The sequence below is a fragment of the Rhodoferax sp. LB1P47 genome (genome assembly GCF_056521445.1).
The window spans coordinates 1-22381 of sequence record NZ_JBWMAU010000027.1 but is presented as its reverse complement, the minus strand read 5'-3'; the positions used below and the strand labels follow the sequence as shown (position 1 = coordinate 22381).

Annotated in this window: 19 protein-coding genes and 1 pseudogene; 10 read left to right on the top strand and 10 right to left on the bottom strand. The window is 63.4% G+C overall.

The annotated features are described in order from the left end of the window. Positions 1-74: 74 nt before the first annotated feature. The 4 genes from AC0969_RS19015 to AC0969_RS19000 all read left to right on the top strand — a co-directional run bounded on the left by AC0969_RS19015 (position 75) and on the right by AC0969_RS19000 (position 3913). Entirely contained in the window at positions 75-1439 is a 1365-nt protein-coding gene (locus AC0969_RS19015) for a tetratricopeptide repeat protein (RefSeq protein ID WP_479625719.1), read from the top strand. A gap of 154 nt (positions 1440-1593) precedes the next feature. Continuing rightward, positions 1594-2214 (top strand): PadR family transcriptional regulator, encoded by a 621-nt coding sequence (locus AC0969_RS19010; RefSeq protein WP_479625718.1) that lies wholly within the window; start codon positions 1594-1596, stop codon positions 2212-2214. Further along, positions 2215-3018: a siderophore-interacting protein gene (locus tag AC0969_RS19005; RefSeq protein WP_479625717.1), complete on the top strand. Its 804-nt coding sequence runs from the start codon at positions 2215-2217 to the stop codon at positions 3016-3018. A gap of 529 nt (positions 3019-3547) precedes the next feature. Then, the gene (locus AC0969_RS19000) at positions 3548-3913 is read left to right on the top strand and encodes a glutaredoxin (RefSeq protein ID WP_479625716.1); all 366 of its coding nucleotides are present in this window, start codon (positions 3548-3550) and stop codon (positions 3911-3913) included. 143 nt (positions 3914-4056) lie between these two features. Here the strand turns inward: AC0969_RS19000 and AC0969_RS18995 are convergent, their stop codons facing one another. Further along, a complete protein-coding gene (locus AC0969_RS18995) occupies positions 4057-4545 on the bottom strand; it encodes a Spy/CpxP family protein refolding chaperone (protein WP_479625715.1) in 489 nt (162 codons plus the stop codon). A 171-nt stretch (positions 4546-4716) separates the two neighbouring features. Between AC0969_RS18995 and AC0969_RS18990 the strand changes: the two genes are divergently transcribed. Continuing rightward, on the top strand, positions 4717-5676 hold the full coding sequence (locus tag AC0969_RS18990) for a recombination-associated protein RdgC (protein ID WP_479625714.1): 960 nt from the start codon (positions 4717-4719) through the stop codon (positions 5674-5676). A gap of 358 nt (positions 5677-6034) precedes the next feature. Here AC0969_RS18990 and AC0969_RS18985 read toward each other — a convergent pair whose 3' ends face one another. From AC0969_RS18985 to AC0969_RS18970, 4 genes are all read right to left on the bottom strand, one after another. Further along, positions 6035-6460: a PIN domain-containing protein gene (locus AC0969_RS18985; protein ID WP_479625713.1), complete on the bottom strand. Its 426-nt coding sequence runs from the start codon at positions 6458-6460 to the stop codon at positions 6035-6037. Continuing rightward, positions 6457-6696, bottom strand: coding sequence for a FitA-like ribbon-helix-helix domain-containing protein (locus tag AC0969_RS18980; protein WP_479625712.1), 240 nt, complete (start codon positions 6694-6696; stop codon positions 6457-6459). Before AC0969_RS18980 ends, AC0969_RS18985 begins: the two co-directional genes overlap by 4 nt. 53 nt (positions 6697-6749) lie before the next feature. After that, complete coding sequence (locus AC0969_RS18975; protein ID WP_479625711.1) at positions 6750-10856, bottom strand: PAS domain-containing hybrid sensor histidine kinase/response regulator; 4107 nt, start codon at positions 10854-10856, stop codon at positions 6750-6752. A gap of 172 nt (positions 10857-11028) precedes the next feature. Continuing rightward, positions 11029-12003 carry an ArsR/SmtB family transcription factor gene (locus AC0969_RS18970; protein ID WP_479625710.1) on the bottom strand — a complete coding sequence of 325 codons (975 nt, stop codon included), beginning with the start codon at positions 12001-12003 and terminating at the stop codon, positions 11029-11031. Positions 12004-12187: 184 nt separating this feature from the next. Here AC0969_RS18970 and AC0969_RS18965 point away from each other — a divergent pair, with 184 nt between their 5' ends. The 5 genes and pseudogenes from AC0969_RS18965 to AC0969_RS18945 all read left to right on the top strand — a co-directional run. Next, complete coding sequence (locus tag AC0969_RS18965; RefSeq protein WP_479625709.1) at positions 12188-14014, top strand: glycoside hydrolase family 2 protein; 1827 nt, start codon at positions 12188-12190, stop codon at positions 14012-14014. A 33-nt stretch (positions 14015-14047) separates the two neighbouring features. Then, entirely contained in the window at positions 14048-15352 is a 1305-nt protein-coding gene (locus tag AC0969_RS18960; RefSeq protein WP_479625708.1) for an extracellular solute-binding protein, read from the top strand. Between the two features lie 212 nt (positions 15353-15564). Next, the gene (locus AC0969_RS18955; protein ID WP_479625707.1) at positions 15565-16434 is read left to right on the top strand and encodes a carbohydrate ABC transporter permease; all 870 of its coding nucleotides are present in this window, start codon (positions 15565-15567) and stop codon (positions 16432-16434) included. 7 nt (positions 16435-16441) lie between these two features. Further along, on the top strand, positions 16442-17290 hold the full coding sequence (locus tag AC0969_RS18950; protein ID WP_479625706.1) for a carbohydrate ABC transporter permease: 849 nt from the start codon (positions 16442-16444) through the stop codon (positions 17288-17290). A 15-nt stretch (positions 17291-17305) separates the two neighbouring features. Continuing rightward, positions 17306-17599: pseudogene (locus tag AC0969_RS18945) on the top strand (ATP-binding cassette domain-containing protein); the annotation flags it as partial. Between the two features lie 119 nt (positions 17600-17718). On the opposite strand, the gene AC0969_RS18940 reads toward AC0969_RS18945, so the two are convergent. The 5 genes from AC0969_RS18940 to AC0969_RS18920 form a co-directional block, all read right to left on the bottom strand. Beyond that, positions 17719-18771: an AI-2E family transporter gene (locus tag AC0969_RS18940; RefSeq protein ID WP_479625731.1), complete on the bottom strand. Its 1053-nt coding sequence runs from the start codon at positions 18769-18771 to the stop codon at positions 17719-17721. A 169-nt stretch (positions 18772-18940) separates the two neighbouring features. After that, a complete protein-coding gene (locus AC0969_RS18935) occupies positions 18941-19672 on the bottom strand; it encodes an aspartate/glutamate racemase family protein (RefSeq protein ID WP_479625705.1) in 732 nt (243 codons plus the stop codon). 4 nt (positions 19673-19676) lie between these two features. Then, positions 19677-20369, bottom strand: coding sequence for a GntR family transcriptional regulator (locus AC0969_RS18930; RefSeq protein WP_479625704.1), 693 nt, complete (start codon positions 20367-20369; stop codon positions 19677-19679). After that, complete coding sequence (locus tag AC0969_RS18925; protein WP_479625703.1) at positions 20369-21241, bottom strand: ABC transporter permease; 873 nt, start codon at positions 21239-21241, stop codon at positions 20369-20371. The genes AC0969_RS18930 and AC0969_RS18925 overlap by 1 nt, the downstream gene beginning before the upstream one ends. After that, positions 21241-22140, bottom strand: coding sequence for an ABC transporter permease (locus tag AC0969_RS18920; RefSeq protein WP_479625702.1), 900 nt, complete (start codon positions 22138-22140; stop codon positions 21241-21243). Before AC0969_RS18920 ends, AC0969_RS18925 begins: the two co-directional genes overlap by 1 nt. Between the last annotated feature and the right edge of the window lie 241 nt (positions 22141-22381).

Sequence of the window (22381 nt, the reverse complement as noted above, 5' to 3'; positions counted from 1 at the left end):
CTCTGCACAAACAGCTATCAATTTAGGACTTTTCCCAGCCGCGTACTATTCAGACCCAAAGGAGCCTGCACCCGATGCCCACAACCCCACCCAGCGCCGAAGCCTTGTTTTTCGACGGCACGCAGCGCCTCACCGCAGGCGATGCCTTGGGTGCCGAAACCTGTCTGCGCGCCGCGCTGGCCTTGGCCCCGACGCTGGCCGAGGCGCATGCCAACCTGGGGCTGGCGCTGGAGGCGCGGGGGGCGTTGGCCGAGGCGGCGGAGAGCTACCGCACCGCCATTGCCCACAACCCCACGCTGCCGCAGACCTTTGTGAATCTGGCCGGGGTGCTGCTTCTGTTGCGCCAGTTGGAGGATGCAGAGGTGGCCTGCGCCCAGGCGCTGCAGCTGCGGCGCGACGACCCCGACACCTGGTGCAACCTGGGCGCGGTGTATGCCCGCATGGGGCTAGAGATTGCGTCCGAAGAGGCTTGCCGCGAGGCTATTTACCTAGACCCACAGCACGCCAAGGCCCGCTTTAACCTGGCCTATCTGCTGCTGCGCCAGGGCCGTTGGGACGAGGGCTGGGCGCAGTTTGAATCGCGCGACTGGTATGCGGCGTTGGCCCGGCGTTTGGCCTGCCCGCGCTGGCAGGGCGAGCCACTGGCGGGCCGGTCGGTGCTGGTGGGCTTTGAGGCCGGACATGGCGACATGCTGCAATTTGGCCGCTACTGCGCCGAGCTGAAGGCGCGCGGGGCCGGGCGCGTAACCCTGCTGTGCCACCCGCCGCTGAAGCGCCTGCTGGCCACGCTAGCGGGCGTGGATGCGCTGGTGGGCTTTGACGAAGAGGTGCCGCCCACCGACTGCTGGACCCCGCTGCTGAGCCTGCCCTATTACTGCCACACCCGGCTGGACACGGTGCCCGCCGCCCTGCCTTATCTGCACGCGGAAAGCGTGCTGGTGGCTGCCTGGTCACCGCACTTGCCCGCCCAGGGGCTGCGCGTGGGCTTGGTGTGGAAGGGCAACCCGCGTTTTGAAAACGATGCCGAGCGCTCGCTGTCCCACTTGCACCTGCTGAACCCCCTGGCGGCCATACCCGGGTTGGCATTTATCAGCCTGCAAAAAGGCGCGGGCGAGGACGAGTCTGCCTCTTGGTTGGCCACCGCGCTGGGCCCGCAGATACAAGACTTTGCCGACACGGCGGCCATCGTGGCGCAGCTGGACCTGCTGGTCAGCGTGGACACCGCTGTGGCGCATCTGGCGGGTGCGCTGGGCACGCCCTGCTGGCTGCTGCTGCCCGACTACCTGCCCGACTGGCGCTGGCTGACCGAGCGCAGCGACACACCGTGGTATCCAGAAACCATGCGCCTGTTTCGCCAGCCAGCGGGCGGCAGCTGGGGGCCAGTGGTGGCCGATGTGGCGGCGGCATTAGGCGTATGGGCACAGAGCAAAGTTTTGTAGCCAAATTGGCCTCTAGCGCATATTCAATCAGCGCAAGCAGCTATTTAAAAAGTAGCAAATATCCTTAAGAATTTTTAGGGGTATTGGGGCTAAACCTATTTTTAGATGCGATTTAGATATATCGTAATGACATCTAAACCCCATCGAGAAAACTATGTCCCATTTTGAAGAACACGGCAACCACCCTGCCCACGGCGGCCCACGGCATGGCCGCCCAGAGTTGCACCACATGCACCGCCACGGCGGTCAGCATGTGCGCGGCGAGCATCCCCACCCCGGCGGTGAACGCGGTGGGCGCGGCGGGCCGGGCCGGGTGTTTGGCCACGGCGGCCTGCGCCTGGTGCTGCTGCAACTGATTGCCGACAAGCCCCGCCACGGCTACGAGCTGATCAAGGAGATCGGCGACCGCCTGGGCGGCAGCTACAGCCCCAGCCCCGGCGTGGTCTACCCCACGCTGACCCTGCTGGAGGAGCTGGGCTACACCAGCATGGCCCCCACCACAACAGAGGGCGGTGGCGGGCGCAAGCTCTACAGCATCACCGACGCGGGCCAGGTCTATCTGGCCGAGAACCGCGTGGAGGCCGATGTCCTGCTGGCCCGCATGGCGCATGCCGACAGCCCCCACCCCGGCCGTGCGCCGCAGGTGGTGCGGGCACTGGAAAACTTCAAGCTGGCCGCCCGCATGCGCCTGGGCGGTGCCCCGCTCACCGACGAACAAGCCCACGCGTTTGCCCAAATTTTGGACAACGCCGCCCAACAACTAGAAAGGATTTGAATGACTACCCCCAACCACACCCCTAACCGCACTGCCACCCGGGTTCGCCACGAACTGAAATTTCGCCTACTCAGCGTGGTGCGCGTCCAGCAGCTCACGCCGCACATGGTGCGCATCACGCTGGGTGGCCCGGACTTAGAGGGCTTTACCAGCCCCGGCTTTGACGACCACGTGAAAGTCTTCTTCCCCGACCCCAGCACCGGCGCACTCGTCTTGCCGGGCGGAGCCGAAGACGGCCCGCGCCCCACCATGCGCGACTTCACGCCGCAGCATTTCGACCCGCAGGCGCTCATCCTGGTGATCGACTTCGCCCTGCACGACGCGGGCCCGGCCACCACCTGGGCGGCACAGGCGCAGGTCGGCCAAACATTGGGCGTGGGCGGCCCGCGCGGCTCCTTTGTGCTGCCGACCGACTTTGACGGCCACCTGCTGGTAGGCGACGACACGGCCATCCCCGCGATCCGCCGCCGCTTGGCCGAACTGCCCGCCCACGCCCCGGTGCTGGTATTGGTGGAAGTGGACGGCCCGGCCGACGAGCAGGCCCTGCCCAGCGCCGCCCACGCCAGCGTGGTGTGGGTCCACCGCCTGGGCCAGCCACACGGGCAGCAGCCGCTGCTGCTGGAGCGTTTGCGCAGCCTGGCCCTGCCAGCGGGCGACATCCATGCCTGGGTGGGCTGCGAAACCCACACCGCCAAAGCCTTGCGGGCGCATTTGGTGGGCGAGCGCGGCGTACAAGCACAGTGGACCAAGGCCGCTGGCTATTGGCGCCAAGGCAGCGTAGCCACCCACGACAAGATTGAATAGGGCTGGACGCAGCACCCTCTGTATCGCCCATTGGGCGCAAAGAGGGTCTTGCGTAAGTTCTGTTGAAAATTAACCGCCTGGTAAGTTGCGTGGTGCAGCACAGCTGCCAGACCCATGTCCGCCGAGGCACTACCCCTTTAATTTCAAGCCAAATAGGCCTCCAGCGGTTATCTCAATTGCGTCTATAGCTATTATTTCAATAGCAATTTTTCAAAAACTCCACGACCTTGCACGGCAGCACTTTGCGGGCTTCTTCTTCTAATACTTCTATTAATCAAATAGTAGTAGTAGTAGTAGTAGTAAGGGCAGCCCTTCGCTGTGGATAAGTTGTGATAAGCCTTGTAGTTCAAGCACTTAGCCTATTTTGACGGCTGTGTGTGAGTGCGCTTTTCTGGTGTCACCCAAATATGAACAACTTTTACAAATCGACGCAAGCTGTGGATAACTGCCTACTTATGCAAAAACTATCCACAGGCTTTCCTGAGCGTGGCTAGGCTATGCTGCGGTTTTTTGTTCCAAGGAAGCCTTGATGCCCCGCTCCATCCTCGAAGAAGCCCGTATCCACCCCGCCATCCGCGACAAAGTAAGTGCCTCGCAGCGCAGCATCGTGCAAGAGGTGCAGGCCGCCGTGGCAGCGCATGCGGTGGTGGTGGTAGGGATGCGCCTCAACCCCTACCCCCGCAAGGCGCGCAAGGCCCTGGATGCGGCGGGCGTGCCGCACCATTACCTGGAGTACGGCAGCTATGTCAGCCAGTGGCGGGAGCGGGGAGCGTTGAAGATGTGGACCGGCTGGCCCACCTTGCCCATGGTGTTCGTGCGCGGCACGCTGGTGGGCGGGTGTGCCGATCTGGAAAAGTTGATCCAGACCGGCGAGCTAACCCAGCTTTTGGGCTGAAAACGCTGCTAACCCATGCTCAAGGGTTGAGTGGATCTTTTCAAACATACCGTGGAACCGGCTTTGCCGGGCCACTGGTATCGCCCCCTGCAAGGGGGTTGGCGAAAAGCGCTTGCCCTGTAGCCTGGGGGTGAGCCCATTTTTTAGCCTTTGTGGTGGCGGCCTTCGGGGCCACCGTGTTCACCGCGTCCGCCATGCGGCATGGCGTTGGCATCAAACACCTTTTGCTGCTCGGGGCTGAGGGCCGCGTAAAACGCCTTGGTGGCCTCGGCGCGCTTGTCCATTTGGGCACCGCGCTCGGCATGCAGGGCGCGCATTTTGTCGATGCGCTCGGGCGTGGTCAGTTTTTCAAAGGCTGCCTTGTCGGGCCGTGGGCCGTGGGCGGGGGGTTGCATGCTGGCGCTGAAGCTGGTCCAGGCCGGTTCTTGGGCGGCGGTGAGCTTGAGCTTGGCCTTCAAATCGGCCTGGCGCTTTTGCATATGCGCTTGCATTTTGGCCGGATCGTGCTGGGCCATGCCAGCGGCTCCGGGCGGTGGTGGCGGTGGTGCGTCGGCCGCAAAAGCGGCAGCGCCTACGGTGGCCAGAAGACCGGCTAAAACAAGACTTTTGAACGGTGTGCGGGTAGATGCCATGTGCGAACTCCTGGGGGGTAAAAAGTGAGGGATTCGCCTGCGACCGGGATTGGCTGCAGGTTGGAGGCAAGTGTGGAATCTCTATGTAAAGCCCGAAATAGCCGCATGTAAAGTTTGCCCATCCACCCTGCGGCGACAATGCCCCGCTGATTGTCTGAAGAAAGAATTCCCGTGTTTAAAAATGTGATGGTGTACCGCATTGGCCCCGGCTGGGCTCCTGACCTGCTGGCGATAGAAACCGCGCTGGACAAAGACCGTTTTGTGGAATGTGGCGCCAGCCAGGAAATGTCGGTCGGCTGGACCGAGCCGCGCGGCGTGGCCAACGGCCCGCTGCTGGAGTCGATCGGCGGCCAGCTCATCTTGAAGCTGATGTTCGAGAGCAAGGCCGTGCCCAGCTCGGTCATCAAGCGCAAGCTGGAGGAGCGGCTGGCCCAGGTCGAGGCCAGCACCGGCCGCAAGCCCGGCAAAAAAGAGCGCAAAGAACTCAGCGAAGACGTCAAGCTGTCGCTGCTGCCGATGGCTTTCACCAAGCGCGGCGCGGTGCTGGTGTGGCTCGACCCCGCCGCTCTGGTACTGGTGGTAGATGCCGGTAGCCAAGGCCGCGCCGACGAGGTGATTACCGCCCTGGTCAAGGCGATTGACGGTTTTGCCGTGTTGCAAATCAACACCAGCCTGTCGCCCGCCACGGCGATGGCCAACTGGCTCACCACGCAAGAGCCGCCCGCTGGCTTTACCGTGGACCGCGAGTGCGAACTCAAGGCCGCCGACGAGTCCAAATCGGTCGTCAAATACGCCCGCCACGCGCTGGACATCGACGAGGTGCGCCAGCACGTGGCCGACGGCAAGCTGCCCACCAAACTGGCCATGACCTGGGAGGGCCGCGTGTCCTTCGTACTCACCGAGAGCTTGCAGGTCAAGAAGGTCACCTTTCTGGACGGCGTGTTCGACGGCACCTCGCAAGAAAAAGAAGACGGTTTCGATGCCGACGCAGCCATCGCCACCGGCGAAATGCGCCAGATGATTCCTGATTTGCTGCTCGCCCTGGGCGGTGAGATGGCGCTGGGCGAAGCAGGCACCAAACCGGATGCAGCACCCTTGCAGCCGGTGAATTTGGCCGAATCGCCGTTTTAGCCGTTTTAAGTGAAGCGGGCAGGCCCCCATCCCAACCTTCCCCCGGCGGGGGAAGGGGCGATACAGGGGGCCCGCTTTGCTCCATCCCCCGCTGGGGGAGGGCCGGGGTGGGGGCCAGATGTCCTCAATCCGACTTCAAGCCAAAAGAGCCACCAGCGCACACACTACCTGCGGATACAGCTATTTAAACCATAGCATTTCGCAACACCGCTAAAGTCGCCTCAAACCCAAAGTCTTTCAGCGCCTGGTCGATCTGTGCGTAGGCTTTGGGGAAGGCGGAGTGCAGCAGGCCCAAGGCATCGCCGTCGTTTTCGGCAGTCCGTATTTTGCTGACCGCGATGCGAACATTTCTAATGTGTCAGTGCTGCGTGTTCCACGGATTGATGACCGTCAAACCAGCCGCTTCAAAAGGGCCGGTATCGCGCGTTGCAACTATCAAACTATGAGCGATGGCCGTAGCGGCAATATAGCCGTCTGCGGGCGCAATGGCTTTCCCTTGGGCCCGAGCGCGGGCACGAAGCACCGCGTAGGCTTCGGACGCGGCTGCATCAAAGGGCAGTATTCGGTCGGCAAACAGAGGCACGATGCGTTGCTCAAGACTGGAGTGCAGCGTGTCTCTTCGTTTGCCCGGCGGCAGCGCCGCAATGCCAAAGCGCAACTCTGCCAGACTGATCGCTGACAGATAAAGCGTTTCGATGGTTTGCGCGTCCATCCAAGTCAACACGCCCACATTGCCGGTGAGCTTCAATGGCTCAGAAACGACGTTGGTATCCAGAAGAATCATTCAAAGCTTATCGGTTCTACGGGTGACTTGTCACGCTCGATCTCAAGATCGAACCCCCCTGCCTGTTGTCCGATCTCAGCCAACAAGGAGCCCAACTTGATGCGGCCCTCGGGTCGTGCGATGCTCTCAAGAATGGCTCGAACTTCGGCCTCAGTGCTTCGACCAGCTATCGCAGCGCGCACGCGCAAAGCACGGTGCGTCTCGTCTGGTAAGTTGCGGACAGTGATGGAAGACATTGAATATCCTTTTTGGATTTGATCTCAGTGATTGCATTGTATTAATAATGCAATCACTCCGCAACGCCCATCTCTCCCTGCAAAATCTCCAGCGCAATGGAAAACTCAAAGTCTTTCAGCGCCTGGTCCATTTGCGCATAGGCCTGGGGGAAGGCGGAGTGCAGCAGGGCGGCGTGCTGTTCCAGCAGGGCGATGGCGTCGCTGTCGTCTTGGGTCAGCAGGGCGGCGAGCTGGGTGCAGACGGCTTGGAGTTGGGCACGGTCTACGGCAACCGTAGCCTGGGCGGCTTCGGGCGGGAGCTGGGTGCGCAGGGCCTGCACCAAGGCGTTGAGCAGCACCTCTACCTCGGCCACCAGGGGCTGGAGCTGGTCTAGCGCTGCACCTGCGTGCAGGGCCGATTCCAGCACCCGGGCTTGCTCTTGCAGTGCCTCGGCACCGATGCTGCCGGCCACGCCCTTGGCGCTGTGGGCGATGCGCTCGGCGGTGGGCCAGTCGGCGATGGCCAAGGCGGCGTGCAGTTGGGCCGGTGTGCTGTGTTGGTTGCGCACAAACAGGCGTAGCATGTTCAGGTAGGCCTTGCGGTTGCCGTTCAGGCGGCGCAGGCCGGCCGCCATGTTGAGGGCGGGGATGTGCTCCGGCAAATCGACTGCTTCCGGGATGCTGGCAAGCACCGGCGGGGCCGGTGTTTCACGTGGATCAATCCATTGCACCAGCACGCTCCACAGGTGGTCGGCCACGATGGGTTTGGTGATCACATCCCACATGCCGCTGGCGATGCAGGCATCGCGGTCAGACTGCATGACGTTGGCGGTCATGGCGATGACGGGCAGCTTGTCGAAGCGGGGTTGTTTGCGGATTTCTTGGGTGGCGGTAATGCCGTCCATTACCGGCATTTGCATGTCCATCAGCACCAGATCAAAAGCCGTGGTGGCGAGTTTGTCCAGCGCGATCTGGCCGTTGTCGGCCACCTCGACCACCAGCCCGGCGGTGGCCAGCAGTTCTACGCCCACGTACTGGTTGAATTCGTTGTCGTCCACCAGCAGGATGCGGGCGCCGGCCAGCGGGGCCATGCGGGCGAACAGCTCGCTGGGGCTGGCGGCGGCATCGGTGCGGGCCGCGCAGTAACCCACGCGGGCCAGCGCGTCGCGCAGTGTGGTGGCAAACACCGGTTTGACCAGCACGGTGGCGATGCCCACGGAGGCGCTGAGTTCCACCAGGCCGTCGCGGCCAAAGGCGGTGACCATGACCATTTTGGGCGGTGCGGGCAGGGCCAGCGCCTGGATGGCGCGGGCGGTTTCGATGCCGTCCAGCGTGGGCATGTGCCAGTCTAAAAACACGATGTCGCAGGGCTGGCTTTGCAGGTGGGCCAGGGCTTGCGCGCCGGAGGCGACGGTGTTTACGCTGAAGTGCTGCTCGTGCAGTCTGGTGGCCAGGATGTTGCGGGCAATGGCGTGGTCGTCTACCACCAGGGCGCGCAGGCCGGCCAGTAGCGGGACGGGGGTGGCGGGCAGTTCGGCCACCGTGCCCACGCCCAGGATGGCGGTAAACCAGAAGTTGCTGCCCGCGCCGACTTGGCTGTCTACGCCCACGGCCCCGTCCATTAGCTCGGCCAGCCGTTTGCTGATGGACAGGCCCAGGCCGGTGCCGCCGTATTTGCGGGTGGTGGAGGCATCGGCTTGGTGGAAGCTTTGGAACAGCGCGCCGCACTGCGCGGGGCTGAGGCCGATGCCGGTGTCGCGCACGGCAAAGTAGAGTTGCACCTGGTCTTCGGGCAGGCCCTCTGGCGGGGGCTGCTGCACGCGGGCCACCAGCACGATCTCGCCTTGTTCCGTGAACTTGACGGCGTTGTTGGCAAAGTTGATGAGGATCTGGCCCAGCCGCAGCGGGTCGCCCAGCAGGTGGGGCGGCACGTCGGGGGCGATGTCGAACACCAGCTCCAGCTCTTTGGCGCTGGCTTTTTCGGTGACCAGGTTGGCTACGTTGGTGAGCAGCGCGTCGAGCGCAAATGGCACCCGTTCGATCTGGAGTTTGTTGGCCTCGATTTTGGAGAAGTCGAGGATGTCGTTGATGATGCCCAGCAGGTGTTTGCCGGACATTTGCACCCGGTCGATGTACTCGCGCTGGCGTGGGTCGAGCTGTGTCTTCAGGGCCAGTTCGGAGAGCCCGATGATGGTGTTCATCGGGGTGCGGATTTCGTGGCTCATGTTGGCCAAAAAGGCGCTCTTGGCCTGGCCCGCCATTTCTGCGGCTTCTTTGGCGGCTTGCAGCGCGTCGGCGGCGTGCTTGCGGCTGGTGATGTCGTCAAACCAGGTGAAGCCCGCGCTCTCGCCCGCAAACTCGCCCATGCTGGAGGTGAGCGAGGCCCAGAACGGCGTGCCGTCGCCGCGCGTGAAGGCGATTTCCCAACCCATGATGTAGCCCTCGGTGCGCAACGCCTCGACCGCGCGCTGGCGCACCTGCGGGTCGATGTACAGCGCCCGGATGCCGCTCTGGCGCAACGTGGCCTCGTCGATGCGAAACACCTCCAGCACGCGCTGGTTGTGGAACAGCACGCGGCCATCCTCGCGGGTGACCACCAGCGCACTGGGGGCGGATTCGAGCACGGTGCGAACCTGCTTTTCGCGGGCTTGCAGGGTTTCTTGCGCTGCGATGGTGCTGGTGACGTCCAGCCAGTAGCCGGTCCAGACCTGGGTGTCGGGGTGCATGGCGTTGACCACGCCGCTGGCCACCAGCTGGATCCAGCGCAGTTGGGGGCCCAGCTGGACCCGGTAGCGCACGGTGATGGATTCGTTGTTGGTGGCGGCTTCAGAACGGCCCTCAAAGCTGGACGGCGTGGCCGCTGCGGTGTGGGCCCCGCGCAAGGCCTGTTGCACCCGGGGCAAATCGGCCGGGTGGATGTAGGTGAGGTGGGCACGGGGGTTGTCCATTTGCGCCTCGGCGCTGATGCCCAGCAGCTGCTGGATGGGCTTGCCCACAAAGTGAAAGTGCGGTGTGCCATTGCCCTGCATGGTCATCTGGAACACGGCGCAGGGCAGGGCGTCGCTGATGTCCAGCATGCGCTGGCTGGCGGCCTGGACGACCTCGGTCATCTGGCGCAGTTCGGCATCGCTTTGCTTGCGCTGCTGGGCCAGATGGCGGCGGGCCAGCGTGCGGCGCGATACGGCGTAGTAGCCCAGCAGGCCGCACAGCAGCACGCCCACCCCCACCAGGCCGGGGGCCAGCAAGGTGGTCCACAGGCTGCGCTCGTCCAACAGCAGCAGCTGCCAGGGGCCGTCGCCGTTGTCCCAGCCCAGCGGGCGGCTGGCCACGGTGCTGCGGTGGCCCGGCCAGAGCAGGCGGTCGCCGTCCAGGGTGAACGGTAAAACCGCCCGGGCTGTGCTGCCAAATTGCGCTTCGGGCACCGGCAGGGCGCCCGTGCTGGCAGAGGTGCCCGGCAGCATCTGCATGCGCCAGCCGGGCCGGTTGCTGGCAAACACCAGCCCTTGCGGGGACACCACCAGCACCGGTGCGGCCCGCTGGTCTAGTGCCCTGTCCAGCGCATCGGCACTGGTTTGCACCACGTACACGCCGCTCACCGGCGCGCGCGCGGCCGTCGCAATGCGCACCGGGGCTGCAAAGTACAGGCGGCGCTGCTGGCCACTGGCATCGGTGGCGGGGTAGAGCACCGGCTGGCCTTGCAGGGCGCGCTGAAAAAACGCTTGCCCGCCCTGCTCGCTGCCCAGCAGGGGCGAGGTGCCGTCCAGGTTCAGCTCCGACAAGGTGGTGCCCTTGGCGTTGAGCAAAAACACATCCTGCGTGCCGGGGGCCAGCAGCAGGGTGGAGAAGTCGGTGTAGACCTGGCCGTAGTCGCCCGAGATGTTGCCAATCAGCACCTGCTTGATGTCAAAGCTGATGGCCGCCATCAGCGCGGAAGTGGCCATAGTGCTGCTCTGGGTGCTGGCCTGGTGGACCTTGTCGGCCAGATTGCTGGCTTCGGCTTGCAGCAGGGCATCGGCCTGCCCGGTGTTCCAGCGCATATGCGCCGCGCCCACCAGCGTAGCCAGCACCACCGCCAAGCCGACCGCCAAACCATCGGCCCTCCGCTGAAGCGCTTTGCTGCGGTCTTTGCGCAGGGCTTCAGATTGGGGTGTCAGGCTGGAAATGGGCGATGAGGCATCCATAGAGCTTACGGTTTAGGTGAGGACTTATGTACGTCCTGCGGGTGCTAAATCAGTAGGCAAGCAGTGTATGCATCTTTGCTGTGTTCGCGGCTATGGTCTGGCTGGCTATTTATATAAAAACAGCCACTAGCGCTTATAGGATGTGCGGTGATAGCTATGCAATTTATAGCAATTACTTTGCCTGCACGCGTGCGGTTTCTGCCGGAAACCCGTAGGCGATGCGCATCACCAGGTCTTGCGGGTAGTTGCCAAAACGGCGGCCAAACAGGTTGATGCCGCCCTGGTGGCGCGCATCGTCCTTGATGCCGATGCGCACCCTGATGTGGTTGGAGCCGCCCAGGTTGAGCTGCTCCAGCGTGATTGGCAGCAGCGCCACGCCGTCGATCATCGAGCCCTGATTGGTAACGCTCCAGCGCTTGAGCAGGCCGAAGGTGGTTTGGTCCTCGTGCCACCAGCTGGGTGTCAGCAGGCCGGGCGTGCCGCCCATGTCGCCGGGGCTGGTCCATGTGCCCACATCGCAGCCGTTGATCCACAGGGTGATGTCGGACGGCCAGTCCAGGTTGTACTGCGGCGCTTCGGAGCAGATCTCCATCGACAGCTCGATCGACCGGGCCACCGCGCCAAACGGCAGGTTGTTGGGAAACGCGTATTCCACATAGCCTTTGCCAAACCACAGCAACTGGGCGTGTAGGTGCTCGGGCTCAAAGAACGAGCGGGCATCGTCCAGCAAGCCGATGATCTTGGTTTCGCTGGCCAGGCCGCAGGTAGGGCGGGCTTCTACATGCCGGTAGCTGCCAATGGGCATGCTGACGGTCACCACGTCCGGGGCCACCTCGGCGGCCGCGCCGGGCAGCTGGAACACCAGCTCGTCGTAGCGCTTGGCGCACAGCTTTTGCGTGCCGCGCGTGCCGGGTTCTACCTCGACCTTGATCAAACCCACGGCCTGCAACTGGTTCAGGTTGAAGCTGACGGTGGAGTGCGGCATGTTCATCGCCTCGGCGATTTCGCTCACGTTCATCACGTTGTGCGTCAACAGGCTGAGGATGATTTGCCGCGTCTCGGACGCCAGCGCCTTGGCAATCGGCAGCGTGGCCTCGCCTTCCACGATGAGCACCCGCTTGCTGGTGAGTTTGGGTTTGTTGTTCATTTTTTAATCACCATTTAACTTGCGATTCTAGTGGCTGACTGTGCCCGATACAGCACGATTGAGGGCCGACCTTGGGTGTTTTGCTGGTGAAAACACCTAGCCTCTTTCATCGCGATAAAACTTGTTAGTTACGGTTATTGTGGGTAAATTTCAGCACTTGTTACAACCAACCAGGAAACATTTCATGGACTACCCCCGCCCCCAGTTGCGCCGCGCGCAGTGGCAAAGCCTGGACGGAGTCTGGCAATTTGCCTTCGACGATGCCGCCCGCTGGGCCTTGCCCGCCGACGTGGCTTTTGACCGCCGCATCACCGTGCCTTACGCCCCCGAGTCGCAGCGCAGCGGCATCGCCGACACCGGCTTCCACCCCCGCTGCTGGTACCACCGCACGGTGGAACTGACCGCAGCCCCGGCTGCCTCCCAGCGGGTGCTGCTGCACTTTGGCGCGGTGGACTACGAGGCCACGGTGTGGGTCAACGGCCAGCAGGTCGGCACGCACCGGGGCGGGCATGCACCGTTCCAGCTGGACATCAGCGCTTACGTCACCGGCAGTGGCTTCACCCTGGCCCTGCTGGCCGAGGACGACCCGCATGACATGCACAAGCCGCGCGGCAAACAAGACTGGCAGCCCGAGCCGCACAACATCTGGTACCCGCGCACCAGCGGCATCTGGCGCAGCGTGTGGCTAGAGGTGGTGCAGAGCAGCCACCTAGCCGGCCTGCGCTGGACGGCGGACGTGGCGCAGTGGCAGATCCGGCTGGATGCGACGGTGAATCAGCCACAGCCCGGCCAGCGTTTGCAAGTGCAGTTGTCGCTGGACGGTACGGTGCTGTCGAACGACACGTATGCGGTGCAAGACGGCCAGGTGCGCCGCAGCATCCACCTGCCCGACCCCGGCATCGACTCGGCCCGCGACCCCTGGACCTGGAGCCCCGAGCACCCGCAGCTCATCGACGCTACGCTCACCCTGCTGGCCGCCGACGGCACGTTGCTGGACCAGGTGGACAGCTACACCGCCCTGCGCGATGTCAAGCTGGATGCCGCCAACTTCATGCTCAACAACCGCAGCTACCCTCTGCGTATGGTGCTGGACCAGGGTTATTGGCCTGCGTCGCTGATGACGGCCACCAGCGACGAGCTGCGCGCCGATGTGGAGCTCATCAAACGCCTGGGCTTCAATGGGGCCCGCAAGCACCAAAAAAGCGAAGACCCGCGCTGGCTGTACTGGTGCGACGTGCTGGGCCTGTGCGTATGGGCCGAAATGCCCTCGGCCTATGGCTTCTCCGCTGAGACCGTGGACCGCGTGGCCGACGAATGGAAAGCCCTGGTGCAGCGCGACCTGTCGCACCCCTGCGTGGTGGCCTGGGTGCCGATCAACGAGTCCTGGGGCGTGCCCGAGCTGCCCCACGACCCGCGCCAGGTGAACTTTGTGCAGGCCCTGTACCACCTGACCAAGGCGCTGGACGGCAGCCGCCCCGTTATTGGCAACGACGGCTGGGAAATGCCCTGCGGCGACATCCTGGCCATCCACGACTACAGCAACGATCCCACGCTGTTCCGCCAGCGCTACGGCAGCCCCGAGGCCATCGCCCACACGCTGCAACACTCGCGCCACGCCCGCCGCATGCTGGTGCTGCCCGGCTTTGACACCACCCACCGCCCGGCCATGCTGACCGAATTTGGCGGCATTGCGATGGTGCCCGGCAGGCCGGACGGCGTGGCGGCCTGGGGCTACACCTCGGCCCGCAACCCGGAGGAGCTGCTGCAACAGTACGGCGACTTGCTGGCCAGCGTGCACGACTGCGGCCACCTGGCGGGCTTTTGCTACACCCAGTTGACTGACACCTTTTTGGAGCAAAACGGCCTGCTGACCGAAAACCGCCAGCCCAAAGCCGACCTGGCCACCCTGGCCGCCCACACCCGAGGCACTGCCGTGGCGCAGCGCATCGCCCCCGATAACCCGCTGGGCTACGCCCCCAATTGGTTAGCCAAGACGCATACCGCGTCTTGAAACTTCACCCCTAAAAATAATCGGAGACAACACATGACAAAAACCTTCACCCGCCGCACCGGCCTGGCCGCCGCCGCTCTGGCCGTCGCCAGCTTTAGCGCGCCCACCTGGGCCGCCACCGACATCAAGCTCTGGACCCTGCTCAGCGGTGGCGACGGTGCCCGGCTGGCCACGCTGGTCGATGGCTTCAACGCCAGCCAGACGGACTACAAGGTGGAAACCACCACCTTGCCCTGGGGCGTGCCCTTCTACACCAAGGTGCGTACCGCCTCCGCCGTGGGCGCGGGGCCGGACCTGATCAACCTGCATTTGTCGCGCATGGGCGACTTTGGCCCGTCGGGCGCGCTGCGGGCTTTGGCCCCGGCCGAGCTGGCCGCCGCCGGTATTGTGGGCACCGACTACGCCGAGCGCCAATGGCAAAAAGGCCAATACAACGGCCAAACCTACGCCATCCCGCTGGACACCCACGCGCTGGTGCTGTACTACAACAAAACCCTGGTCGCCAAGGCCGGGCTGGCCGATGCCGCAGGCCGCCTGTTGCCCATCGAAGGCATTGCCGCACTGACCGACGCCTTTCGCGCGGTGAAGGAGAAAACCGGCACCGACGCGTTTGCCATGGAGAGCAACACCAACTCCTACATGGGCTACCGCCTGTGGCTGTCGATGCTGGCGCAGCGCGGCGGCAAGATGCTGGACAACGGCAAGCTGGCCTACGGCGAGGCGGGCGTGGATTCGATGAAGGTCATCACCGACTGGTTCAGCAAGGGCTACGCCACCAAAAACCTGGACTACCCCGCAGCCAACGCCCAGTTTCTGAGCGGCAAAGCGGCCTTCATGCTGAACGGCGTGTGGGAAGTGCCCAGCATGGTGGACCTGAGTGCCAGCAAAAAACTGCCATTTGAGTACGGCATCGTGCCCTTGCCCAAGCTGTACGCCAACCAGAGCGTGTGGGGCGATTCGCACGCCTTTGCGGTGCCCGACAACAAGGGCAAACCCATCCCGGCCGAACGCCTCAAAGGCGCGCTGAAGTTTGTCGACTACGTGGGCCGGCATTCCATCACCTGGGCCGGTGGTGGCCATATCCCCGCCTTCAGCGCCGTGGCCGAATCCGATGCACTTAAAGCCATGAAGCCGAACAACGAGTTCTCCGGCGTGGTGGCCAAGAACATCGTCTTCAGCCCCGAAGGCTGGTACGGTGGCGCCGCAGGCCCGATGGAAGCCAGCGCCGCCAAGTTCTTCCCGGCGGCCATGACCGGCCAGTTGCCGGTGGATAAGGCCCTGGGCATGTTCGATGCCGAAGCCAAGAAGCTGCTGGCCAGCGCGCGTCCCGCGAAATAGCGCCAACCCAAGCTACAGCGCGAATCTTCTTGCAGGGCTAGCAAATACCCACACCGTTGGCGGCTGCCTGCCCCCACCCCAACCCTCCCCCGAAGAGGGAGGGGGTATACCGGAGCCTGCATTGCTCCCTCCCCTTCCGGGGGAGGGTTGGGGTGGGGGTCTGCGGTGTTTTGATAAGTGCGCATTCTGCCTAGACCACCACGAAAGTCCCCATGCGGCCTACCCCCCAACTCCCTCGCATTCCGCTGCACGCAGCGGCCATGCTGGCCCCGTTCGCCCTGGCCTACGGCCTGTTTTTTCTGTGGCCTGCGGTGCAGACCCTGCTGCTGAGCTTTACCCAGAGCAGCACCACGGCCACCACCGGCTTTGTCGGCCTAGCCAACTACACCGAGCTGTTTGGCGATGCCGATTTCTGGGCATCGCTGCTGCAAACCCTGTACTTTTGCCTGCTTACCGTGCTGCCGCTCACCGCCATGGGCCTGGTGGCCGCGCTGCTGGTGGAGCGGCTGGACCGGGGCAAGTCGCTGGTGCAAGCCGCCTTTTTTCTGCCCTATGTGCTGCCGGTGGGCGTGATGACGCTGATCGCCGGGTGGATGCTGCACCCCAACTTTGGCGTGATCAACTACGTGTTTGAAAGCCAGACCGCCTGGCTCAGCGACCCGGTGTGGGCCATGCCGATGGTGGGCATCGCCACGCTGTGGTGGACGGTGGGCTTCAACATGCTGTTCTTCATGGCCGGGCTGCGCAACATCCCCAGCGACATTTACGAGGCCGCCGGACTGGACGGTGCCAGCGGCTTCGCCCTGTTCCGCTACATGACCTGGCCGCAGTTGATGCCGGTGACCACCATGGTGGTGCTGTTGCAGCTGATTGGCTCGCTCAAGGTGTTCAGCCAGCCCTTCATCATGACCGGCGGCGGGCCGTTCAATTCCACCCGGGTGGTGCTGCACTACATGTACGAGACCGGCTTTGTGAACGACAACGCGGGCTATGCCTCGGCGATTGCCGTGGTGTTCATGGTGGTGGTGCTGCTGGTGTCGGTGCTGCAAAACTGGTTGCTGCGGAGTCGCCATGCAAACTAATTCAAGAATGTCACGTATGGAAAGCGAGAGCCGGTTCGCCGACTGGGGCTGGGCTGCTGCCGCTCTGCTGCTGACTGCCGCGCTGGCGGCCCTGTGGGTGGCCCCGCTGCTGTGGGCACTGAGCACAGCCCTGCGCCCCGAGGAAGAAACCGTGCTGCAACCCATGCGCTGGTTGCCGCAGGAGTGGACGCTGGGGGCTTTCACCAAGGTGCTGTCGGTGGGCAACCTGCCGACCTGGATGTTCAACAGCATCGTTACCTCGGTGGCGGTGACAGCGCTGACCGTGGCCATCAGCGTGCTGGCGGCGTATGCGTTTTCGCAGCTCAAGTTCCGGGGGCGCGACGGCTTTTTCATGCTGGCCATGGTGGGCGTGATGTTTCCGTTCGAGGCGCTGCTAATCCCGCTGTTTCGCCTGATGCACACGCTGGGCGCGATCGACACGTTGGCAGGCATCGTGCTGCCGCAGATCGTCTCGCCGATGGCGATTTATGTGTTCCGTGGTTTCTTTGATGCCATCCCGCGTGACTTCCGCGAGGCCGCCATGATGGAAGGTGCCAGCGAGTGGCAGGTGCTGTGGCACATCTTTGTGCCCATCAGCAAAAACATCCTCTGGGCCATGGCCATCATCGTGTTCATCGGTTCGTGGAACAACTTTCTGTGGCCTTTCATCGTCATTACCTCGCCGCAGATGATGACCGTGCCGGTGGGCCTGACGCAGATCCAGGATGCCTTTGGTGTGCGCTACGCCCAGACCATGGCGGCGGCGCTCTTGGGCGGTGCGCCGGTGGCGATTGCCTATCTTTTGTTCCAGCGGCGGGTGACACACGGGTTTTTGGCGGCGACCGGTCTTAAATAAATTCGAAATTTCATCATGTCCTTCGCCCTCAAGCTGGCCAAGGTGGCGGTCGATGAAATCAAGCAAAAGGTCGAGCGTGCCGCCGAGACGCTGAACCTCACACCCTACCTGAAGCGCACGCCCAAGAAGCTGTCGGGTGGCCAGCGCGTGGCCATTGGCCGCGCCATCGTGCGGGCAACGAAGATATTCTTGTTTGACGAACCCTTGTCCAACTTGGATGCCGTCTTGCGTGGCCAGATCTGGGTCGAGACCCTCAAGCCGCCCCGGCAACTCGGCGTGACCACCACTTATGTGACCTACGACCAGGTGGCGCTGGAGTTTGACCTCCACACCCTGCATCGCTTTGACGGCGCAGGTCGCACGGTCACTTTGGGTTAAATACGGCTCTAGCGCAGGTAGAACCTGCGCAAAGCGCTATAAAAAAGATACTAAGATGGCCTGGTGGAATCGGCGCTGTGGGGCGGCGCAGCTTTTACCAGCGTGCCGGCAAAGATGTCCCACGCGGCCATGAACATGGCGGCGATCACTGGGCCGATGACAAAGCCGTTAAGCCCAAAAATCGCCATGCCACCCAGCGTGGAGATCAGCACCAGATAGTCGGGCATCTTGATGTCTTTACCGACCAACACCGGGCGCAGCACGTTGTCGATCATACCGATCACCAGTACGCCGTAGCAGACCAGCGCCGCGCCCTGCCATACCGCCCCAGTCGCCAGAAAGTAAATGGCCACCGGCAGCCAGATCAGCCCTGCTCCCACCGCAGGCAGCAGCGACAGGAAGGCCATCAGCACCGCCCACAGCACGGCTGCGTGGATGCCCAGGAACCAGAACGCCAGCCCGCCCAGCAAGCCCTGCACCACGGCCACCAGCACATTGCCTTTGACGGTGGCGCGAACCACGGTGGTGAACTTGCTAAACAGCTGGCGCTTGGTTTCGCTGTCCAGCGGAATCGCGTCGCGCATGCGGCGCACCAGGCTGGAGCCGTCGCGCAGCAAAAAGAACATCAGGTACAGCATGATGAAAAAGCTGACCACGAAGTCCAGCGTGTTCTGCCCGATGCTGAATGCCTGAGTGGCCAGGGTCTGGCTGGCCTCGGCCAGGACGCTGCTGAGCTTTTCCTGCATATCACCCAGATTGCCCAGGCCGAAGCGGTCCAGCAGGTTCGATACCCAGCTGGGCAGGGCCGCCACGATCTTGCCGAAGTAGGCGCCGAAGTTCAGCTCGCCTGACTGCATGCGCAGGTACAGGCCGTTGCCCTCCTTGAGCAGCATGGCGGCGATCAAGGACATCGGCAAAATCACGATGAGCAGAATCACCAGCAGCGTACACAGCGCGGCCAGGGTGCGGCGCTGCTTCAAGGGCCGCAGCAGCCAGCGAAACAGCGGCGCAAACAGGATGGCCATCACCACGCCCCAGAAGACCGCGCCATAGAACGGCCACAGAATCCAGCCAAACGCCAGAGTTACCCCCGCCAGTAGCATGAAGAAGGTTTTATTCTCAAGCTGCGACCAGGGCCGTGAGGGCGCGGCGGTCGGGCCAGAAGAATCCGGCGACAAGGGGGAGGAAGATGTCATGGAGGCGGCGCCATAAGCGCAGGGGTGTGCGATACGCCCATAGTATCGGCAAGCGGGCGTTAGCGTCCCAGCCGGCTCAGCGGGTAGCCAACGCCATCAGCGCTGCGGACAAGCCAGTCCAGGCGCCAGCCAGTGCCGCCGGACCACCGCCTTGTGCCGGTGCGGCCTGCGCCTGGCGGGCACCGGCGAGTACGCTGTCGATGACGGGCACCGGCACTTCGCCCTGGATCTGCGCGGCCATGCCTGCCAAACCCGCACCGCCCAGAATCACTGCTTGCACGCCGGGCTGCTCAGCAGCCTTTCGGCAGGTGGCCGCTAGCAGGGCGCGGGCCGCTACCGGGTCGGCAGCCAGTTCGGCGCCGGTGGCTTCCAGCGTGTGGATGTGGACCAGTTGCGGGCCATAGCCCAGGCTGTGGGCCAGGCGCGCCAGCATGGGCTGCCAGGCAACGCCGCCGGTGACGATAGCAAAGCGGCCGTGCTGGGCGGCCTCAAAAAATGCGGCTTCGGCCAGGCCGGTGACGGGCACCGGGCTGCATTCGCGCAGGGCCAGCAGGCCGGGGTCGCCAAAGCAGGCGACCAGCACCGCGTCGGGTGTGGGGCCGCCACCGGCCAACCACGCGGCCCAGGCATCCAGCGTGGCGTGCGCAGCGATGGCGTAGCTGGCTTCGCTGGCGATGTAGCGCGCACCAAATCGCGCCGTCACCATGTGCACCGCCACATCCGGGGCGCTCATCTGCAAGATGTAGGTGCGTAAGAGCGCAGTGACACTGTCGCTGGTATTTGGATTGATGACCAGCAAGTGCCGCATGGGGTCAGGCCGCTTGGCCGAAAAGTTCGATCAGGTCCGGGGCCGCTGAAACCACCACGTCAAACCGCACCTGCGCTTCCAGATGCTCCAGATGTTCACGCATCAGCCGACTGGCGGCGGCCACGTCGCGCAGGCGGATGGCGTCCAGCACGGCGCGGTGTTCCTGGCAACCACAGGCCCCGGCGCGGCTGCCGGGCAGCTCCACCGGGCCCCAGGTCATCAAAATCAGCGAGGTGCGCGACACCAGCTCGCGCAGGATACGGCCCAGCGTCTGCTGCCCGGCGCGCTCGGCAATCAATAGGTGGAAGTCGCCCGACATGCGGATGGCGTGGCGCAGATTGCCCTTGGCGCGGGCGGCCTCTTCTTCGGCGATGAAGTGGGCCAGGATGGCGATGTCGGCCGGGGTGGCCACGGCCATGAAGCGCTCCAGCAGCGGTGGCTCGACCAGGCGGCGGGCCTCGAAGACTTCACGCGCTTCTTGCTCGGTGGGCTGGGCTACGCAGGCCCCCCGGTTGGGCACCATCGTCACGATTTGTTCGTTGGCCAGGCGCACCAGCACCGGGCGTATGCGGGTGCGCGACACGCCAAAGGCGGTGCCGAGTTTGTCTTCCACCAGCTTGGTGCCGGGCTGGAGCCGGTGGTCCAGGATGGCGGAGACGATGCGCTCGTAGATTTCACTGTCGCTGAGGGGGGTCACTATGTTCTTTGGTTGGGTTTCTGACCGAGGAGCTTAACCAGCAGAAGGGTGATGCCCATCACGATGAACGAGACCACGGTGGTCACCGTGCCCACGGCATAGATCGACGGCGTGGTGACGGTCGTGGTCAGGCCTTGCAGCTCCAGCGGCAGGGTGTTGACATCACCAATCGCCTGCGAGGTGCGGGCAATTTCATCCCACGATAAGGTGAAGCCAAACATGCCGATACCCACCACCGAAGGCGCAATCAGCGGCAGCACCACGTGCCGAAAGCTCTGCCACGGCGTGGCACCCAGGTCGCGGGCGGCTTCCTCGTAGGCCGGGTTGAAGCGGTTGAAGATGGCAAACATGATCAGCAGGCCGAAGGGCAGGGTCCAGGTGAGGTGCGCGCCCAGCGCCGAGGTGAACAGGCCCAGAGCGGTGCCGTAGTTATCCAGCGTGTCTTGCATGCCGAACCATTCCAGCACCCATTTGATGCCGCCGTCGAGCAGGCGAAACTCCAACCCGATGCCCAGCGAGACGATGATGGACGGCATGATCAGGCTGGCAATCACGATGAAAAACAGCGCATTGCCCCCGGCTAGTTTTTTGCGGAACGCCAGACCCGCCAGCACCGAGAACACCACCGTGCAAGCCATCACCGCCAGCCCCAGCGCCAGCGAACGGCGCAGGGCTGCGCCAATATCCACCACGCCCAGACCCTCGGCCAATTTGCCAAACCAGTGCAGCGACACGCCGCGCAGCGGAAAGGTCAAACCGCCTTCTGGGCCCTGGAAGCTGAGGATGAAGATGACGAACATCGGGCCGTACATAAAGAGTACGAACAGGGCAAAAACCATCGCCAGCGGTACGAATCCAGGAGCGCGTTTCATTAGAGTTCCTTGCGGATATCGACCAGCCGGGTCAAGGCCCAGATGATCATCAAGACGATGGCCAGCAGGATCACTGCGTTGGCGGCGGCCAGGGGGAATTGCAGGTACGAGGTTTGCACCTGGATAATCTTGCCGATCGACGCAATCTGCTGGCCGCCCATCACGCCCACGGTGACGAAGTCGCCCATCACGATGGTGATGACGAAGATGGAGCCGATGATGATGCCGGTGCGGCACAGCGGCACGACAACGTTCCACAGGGTTTGCCAGCCGCTGGCACCGCTGTCATTGGCGGCTTCCAGCAGGCTGCGGTCGATGCGCACCATGCTGTTGAAAATGGGCACGATCATGAACATGGTGTACAGGTGCACAAAGGCCAGCGTGACCGAGAAATCGGAGAACAGCAGCCACTCCACCGGTTGCTCCACGATGCCAGCGCCCACCAGCCCCTGGTTCACCAGGCCGTTGCGCCCCAGCAGCGGCACCCACGAGATCATGCGGATCACGTTGCTGGTCCAAAACGGGATGGTGCACAGCACGAACAGCAGGGTTTGCATGCCCGACGACTGGACGTGGAAGGCCAGAAAGTACGACACCGCAAAGCCAATAAGCAGCGTGATCAGCCAGACCAAAAAGCAGAATTTGAAGGTAGACAAGTACGTCTTCAGCGTGACGCACATCTCGCTGGTGTTGCCGCAGCCGTCAAAAATGGCGATGTAGTTTTTAAAGGTGAAGCCGGGCAGCAGTTCGTATTCGTTGAAGTCCCAAAAGCTAACCATGACGATCAGCGCCAGCGGCACCAAAAAGAACACCGCAAACACCGCCGTCAACGGTGCGGCCTGCCACCAGGCGGACAGGTTGCGGGCGGTGGAGGCAAGTGGGGCAGATGGAGTGCGCATGGGTGTTGTGTCTGGTTCCCTCCCCCTCCGGGGGAGGGCTAGGGTGGGGGCTTGGTCGTTCAATATCCACTATGAAATTCGTAGCAGCTTGCGCAGGTGAGATATGCGCTGGAGGCTAATTTCTTGGCTCTCTTCCGTTTCGGGTGGCACACCACTACCCCCACTCAGATCATGGACGAATCCTTGCTTTTTGAAGCGGATTGGGCGGTAAGTGAGAAAGCTTGCCAGCAATCAAGAAGGC

Bases quoted from the DNA above. Each gene is read 5' to 3' on its own strand.
- AC0969_RS18960 (WP_479625708.1), top strand. From the start codon at position 14,048: ATGACAAAAACCTTCACCCGCCGCACCGGCCTGGCCGCCGCCGCTCTG.
- AC0969_RS18995 (WP_479625715.1), bottom strand. From the start codon at position 4,545: ATGGCATCTACCCGCACACCGTTCAAAAGTCTTGTTTTAGCCGGTCTT.
- AC0969_RS19010 (WP_479625718.1), top strand. From the start codon at position 1,594: ATGTCCCATTTTGAAGAACACGGCAACCACCCTGCCCACGGCGGCCCA.
- AC0969_RS19005 (WP_479625717.1), top strand. From the start codon at position 2,215: ATGACTACCCCCAACCACACCCCTAACCGCACTGCCACCCGGGTTCGC.
- AC0969_RS18970 (WP_479625710.1), bottom strand. From the start codon at position 12,003: ATGAACAACAAACCCAAACTCACCAGCAAGCGGGTGCTCATCGTGGAA.
- AC0969_RS18920 (WP_479625702.1), bottom strand. From the start codon at position 22,140: ATGCGCACTCCATCTGCCCCACTTGCCTCCACCGCCCGCAACCTGTCC.
- AC0969_RS18935 (WP_479625705.1), bottom strand. From the start codon at position 19,672: ATGCGGCACTTGCTGGTCATCAATCCAAATACCAGCGACAGTGTCACT.
- AC0969_RS18980 (WP_479625712.1), bottom strand. From the start codon at position 6,696: ATGTCTTCCATCACTGTCCGCAACTTACCAGACGAGACGCACCGTGCT.
- AC0969_RS18925 (WP_479625703.1), bottom strand. From the start codon at position 21,241: ATGAAACGCGCTCCTGGATTCGTACCGCTGGCGATGGTTTTTGCCCTG.
- AC0969_RS18975 (WP_479625711.1), bottom strand. From the start codon at position 10,856: ATGGATGCCTCATCGCCCATTTCCAGCCTGACACCCCAATCTGAAGCC.
- AC0969_RS19015 (WP_479625719.1), top strand. From the start codon at position 75: ATGCCCACAACCCCACCCAGCGCCGAAGCCTTGTTTTTCGACGGCACG.
- AC0969_RS18965 (WP_479625709.1), top strand. From the start codon at position 12,188: ATGGACTACCCCCGCCCCCAGTTGCGCCGCGCGCAGTGGCAAAGCCTG.
- AC0969_RS18950 (WP_479625706.1), top strand. From the start codon at position 16,442: ATGTCACGTATGGAAAGCGAGAGCCGGTTCGCCGACTGGGGCTGGGCT.
- AC0969_RS18955 (WP_479625707.1), top strand. From the start codon at position 15,565: ATGCGGCCTACCCCCCAACTCCCTCGCATTCCGCTGCACGCAGCGGCC.
- AC0969_RS18940 (WP_479625731.1), bottom strand. From the start codon at position 18,771: ATGCTACTGGCGGGGGTAACTCTGGCGTTTGGCTGGATTCTGTGGCCG.
- AC0969_RS19000 (WP_479625716.1), top strand. From the start codon at position 3,548: ATGCCCCGCTCCATCCTCGAAGAAGCCCGTATCCACCCCGCCATCCGC.
- AC0969_RS18985 (WP_479625713.1), bottom strand. From the start codon at position 6,460: ATGATTCTTCTGGATACCAACGTCGTTTCTGAGCCATTGAAGCTCACC.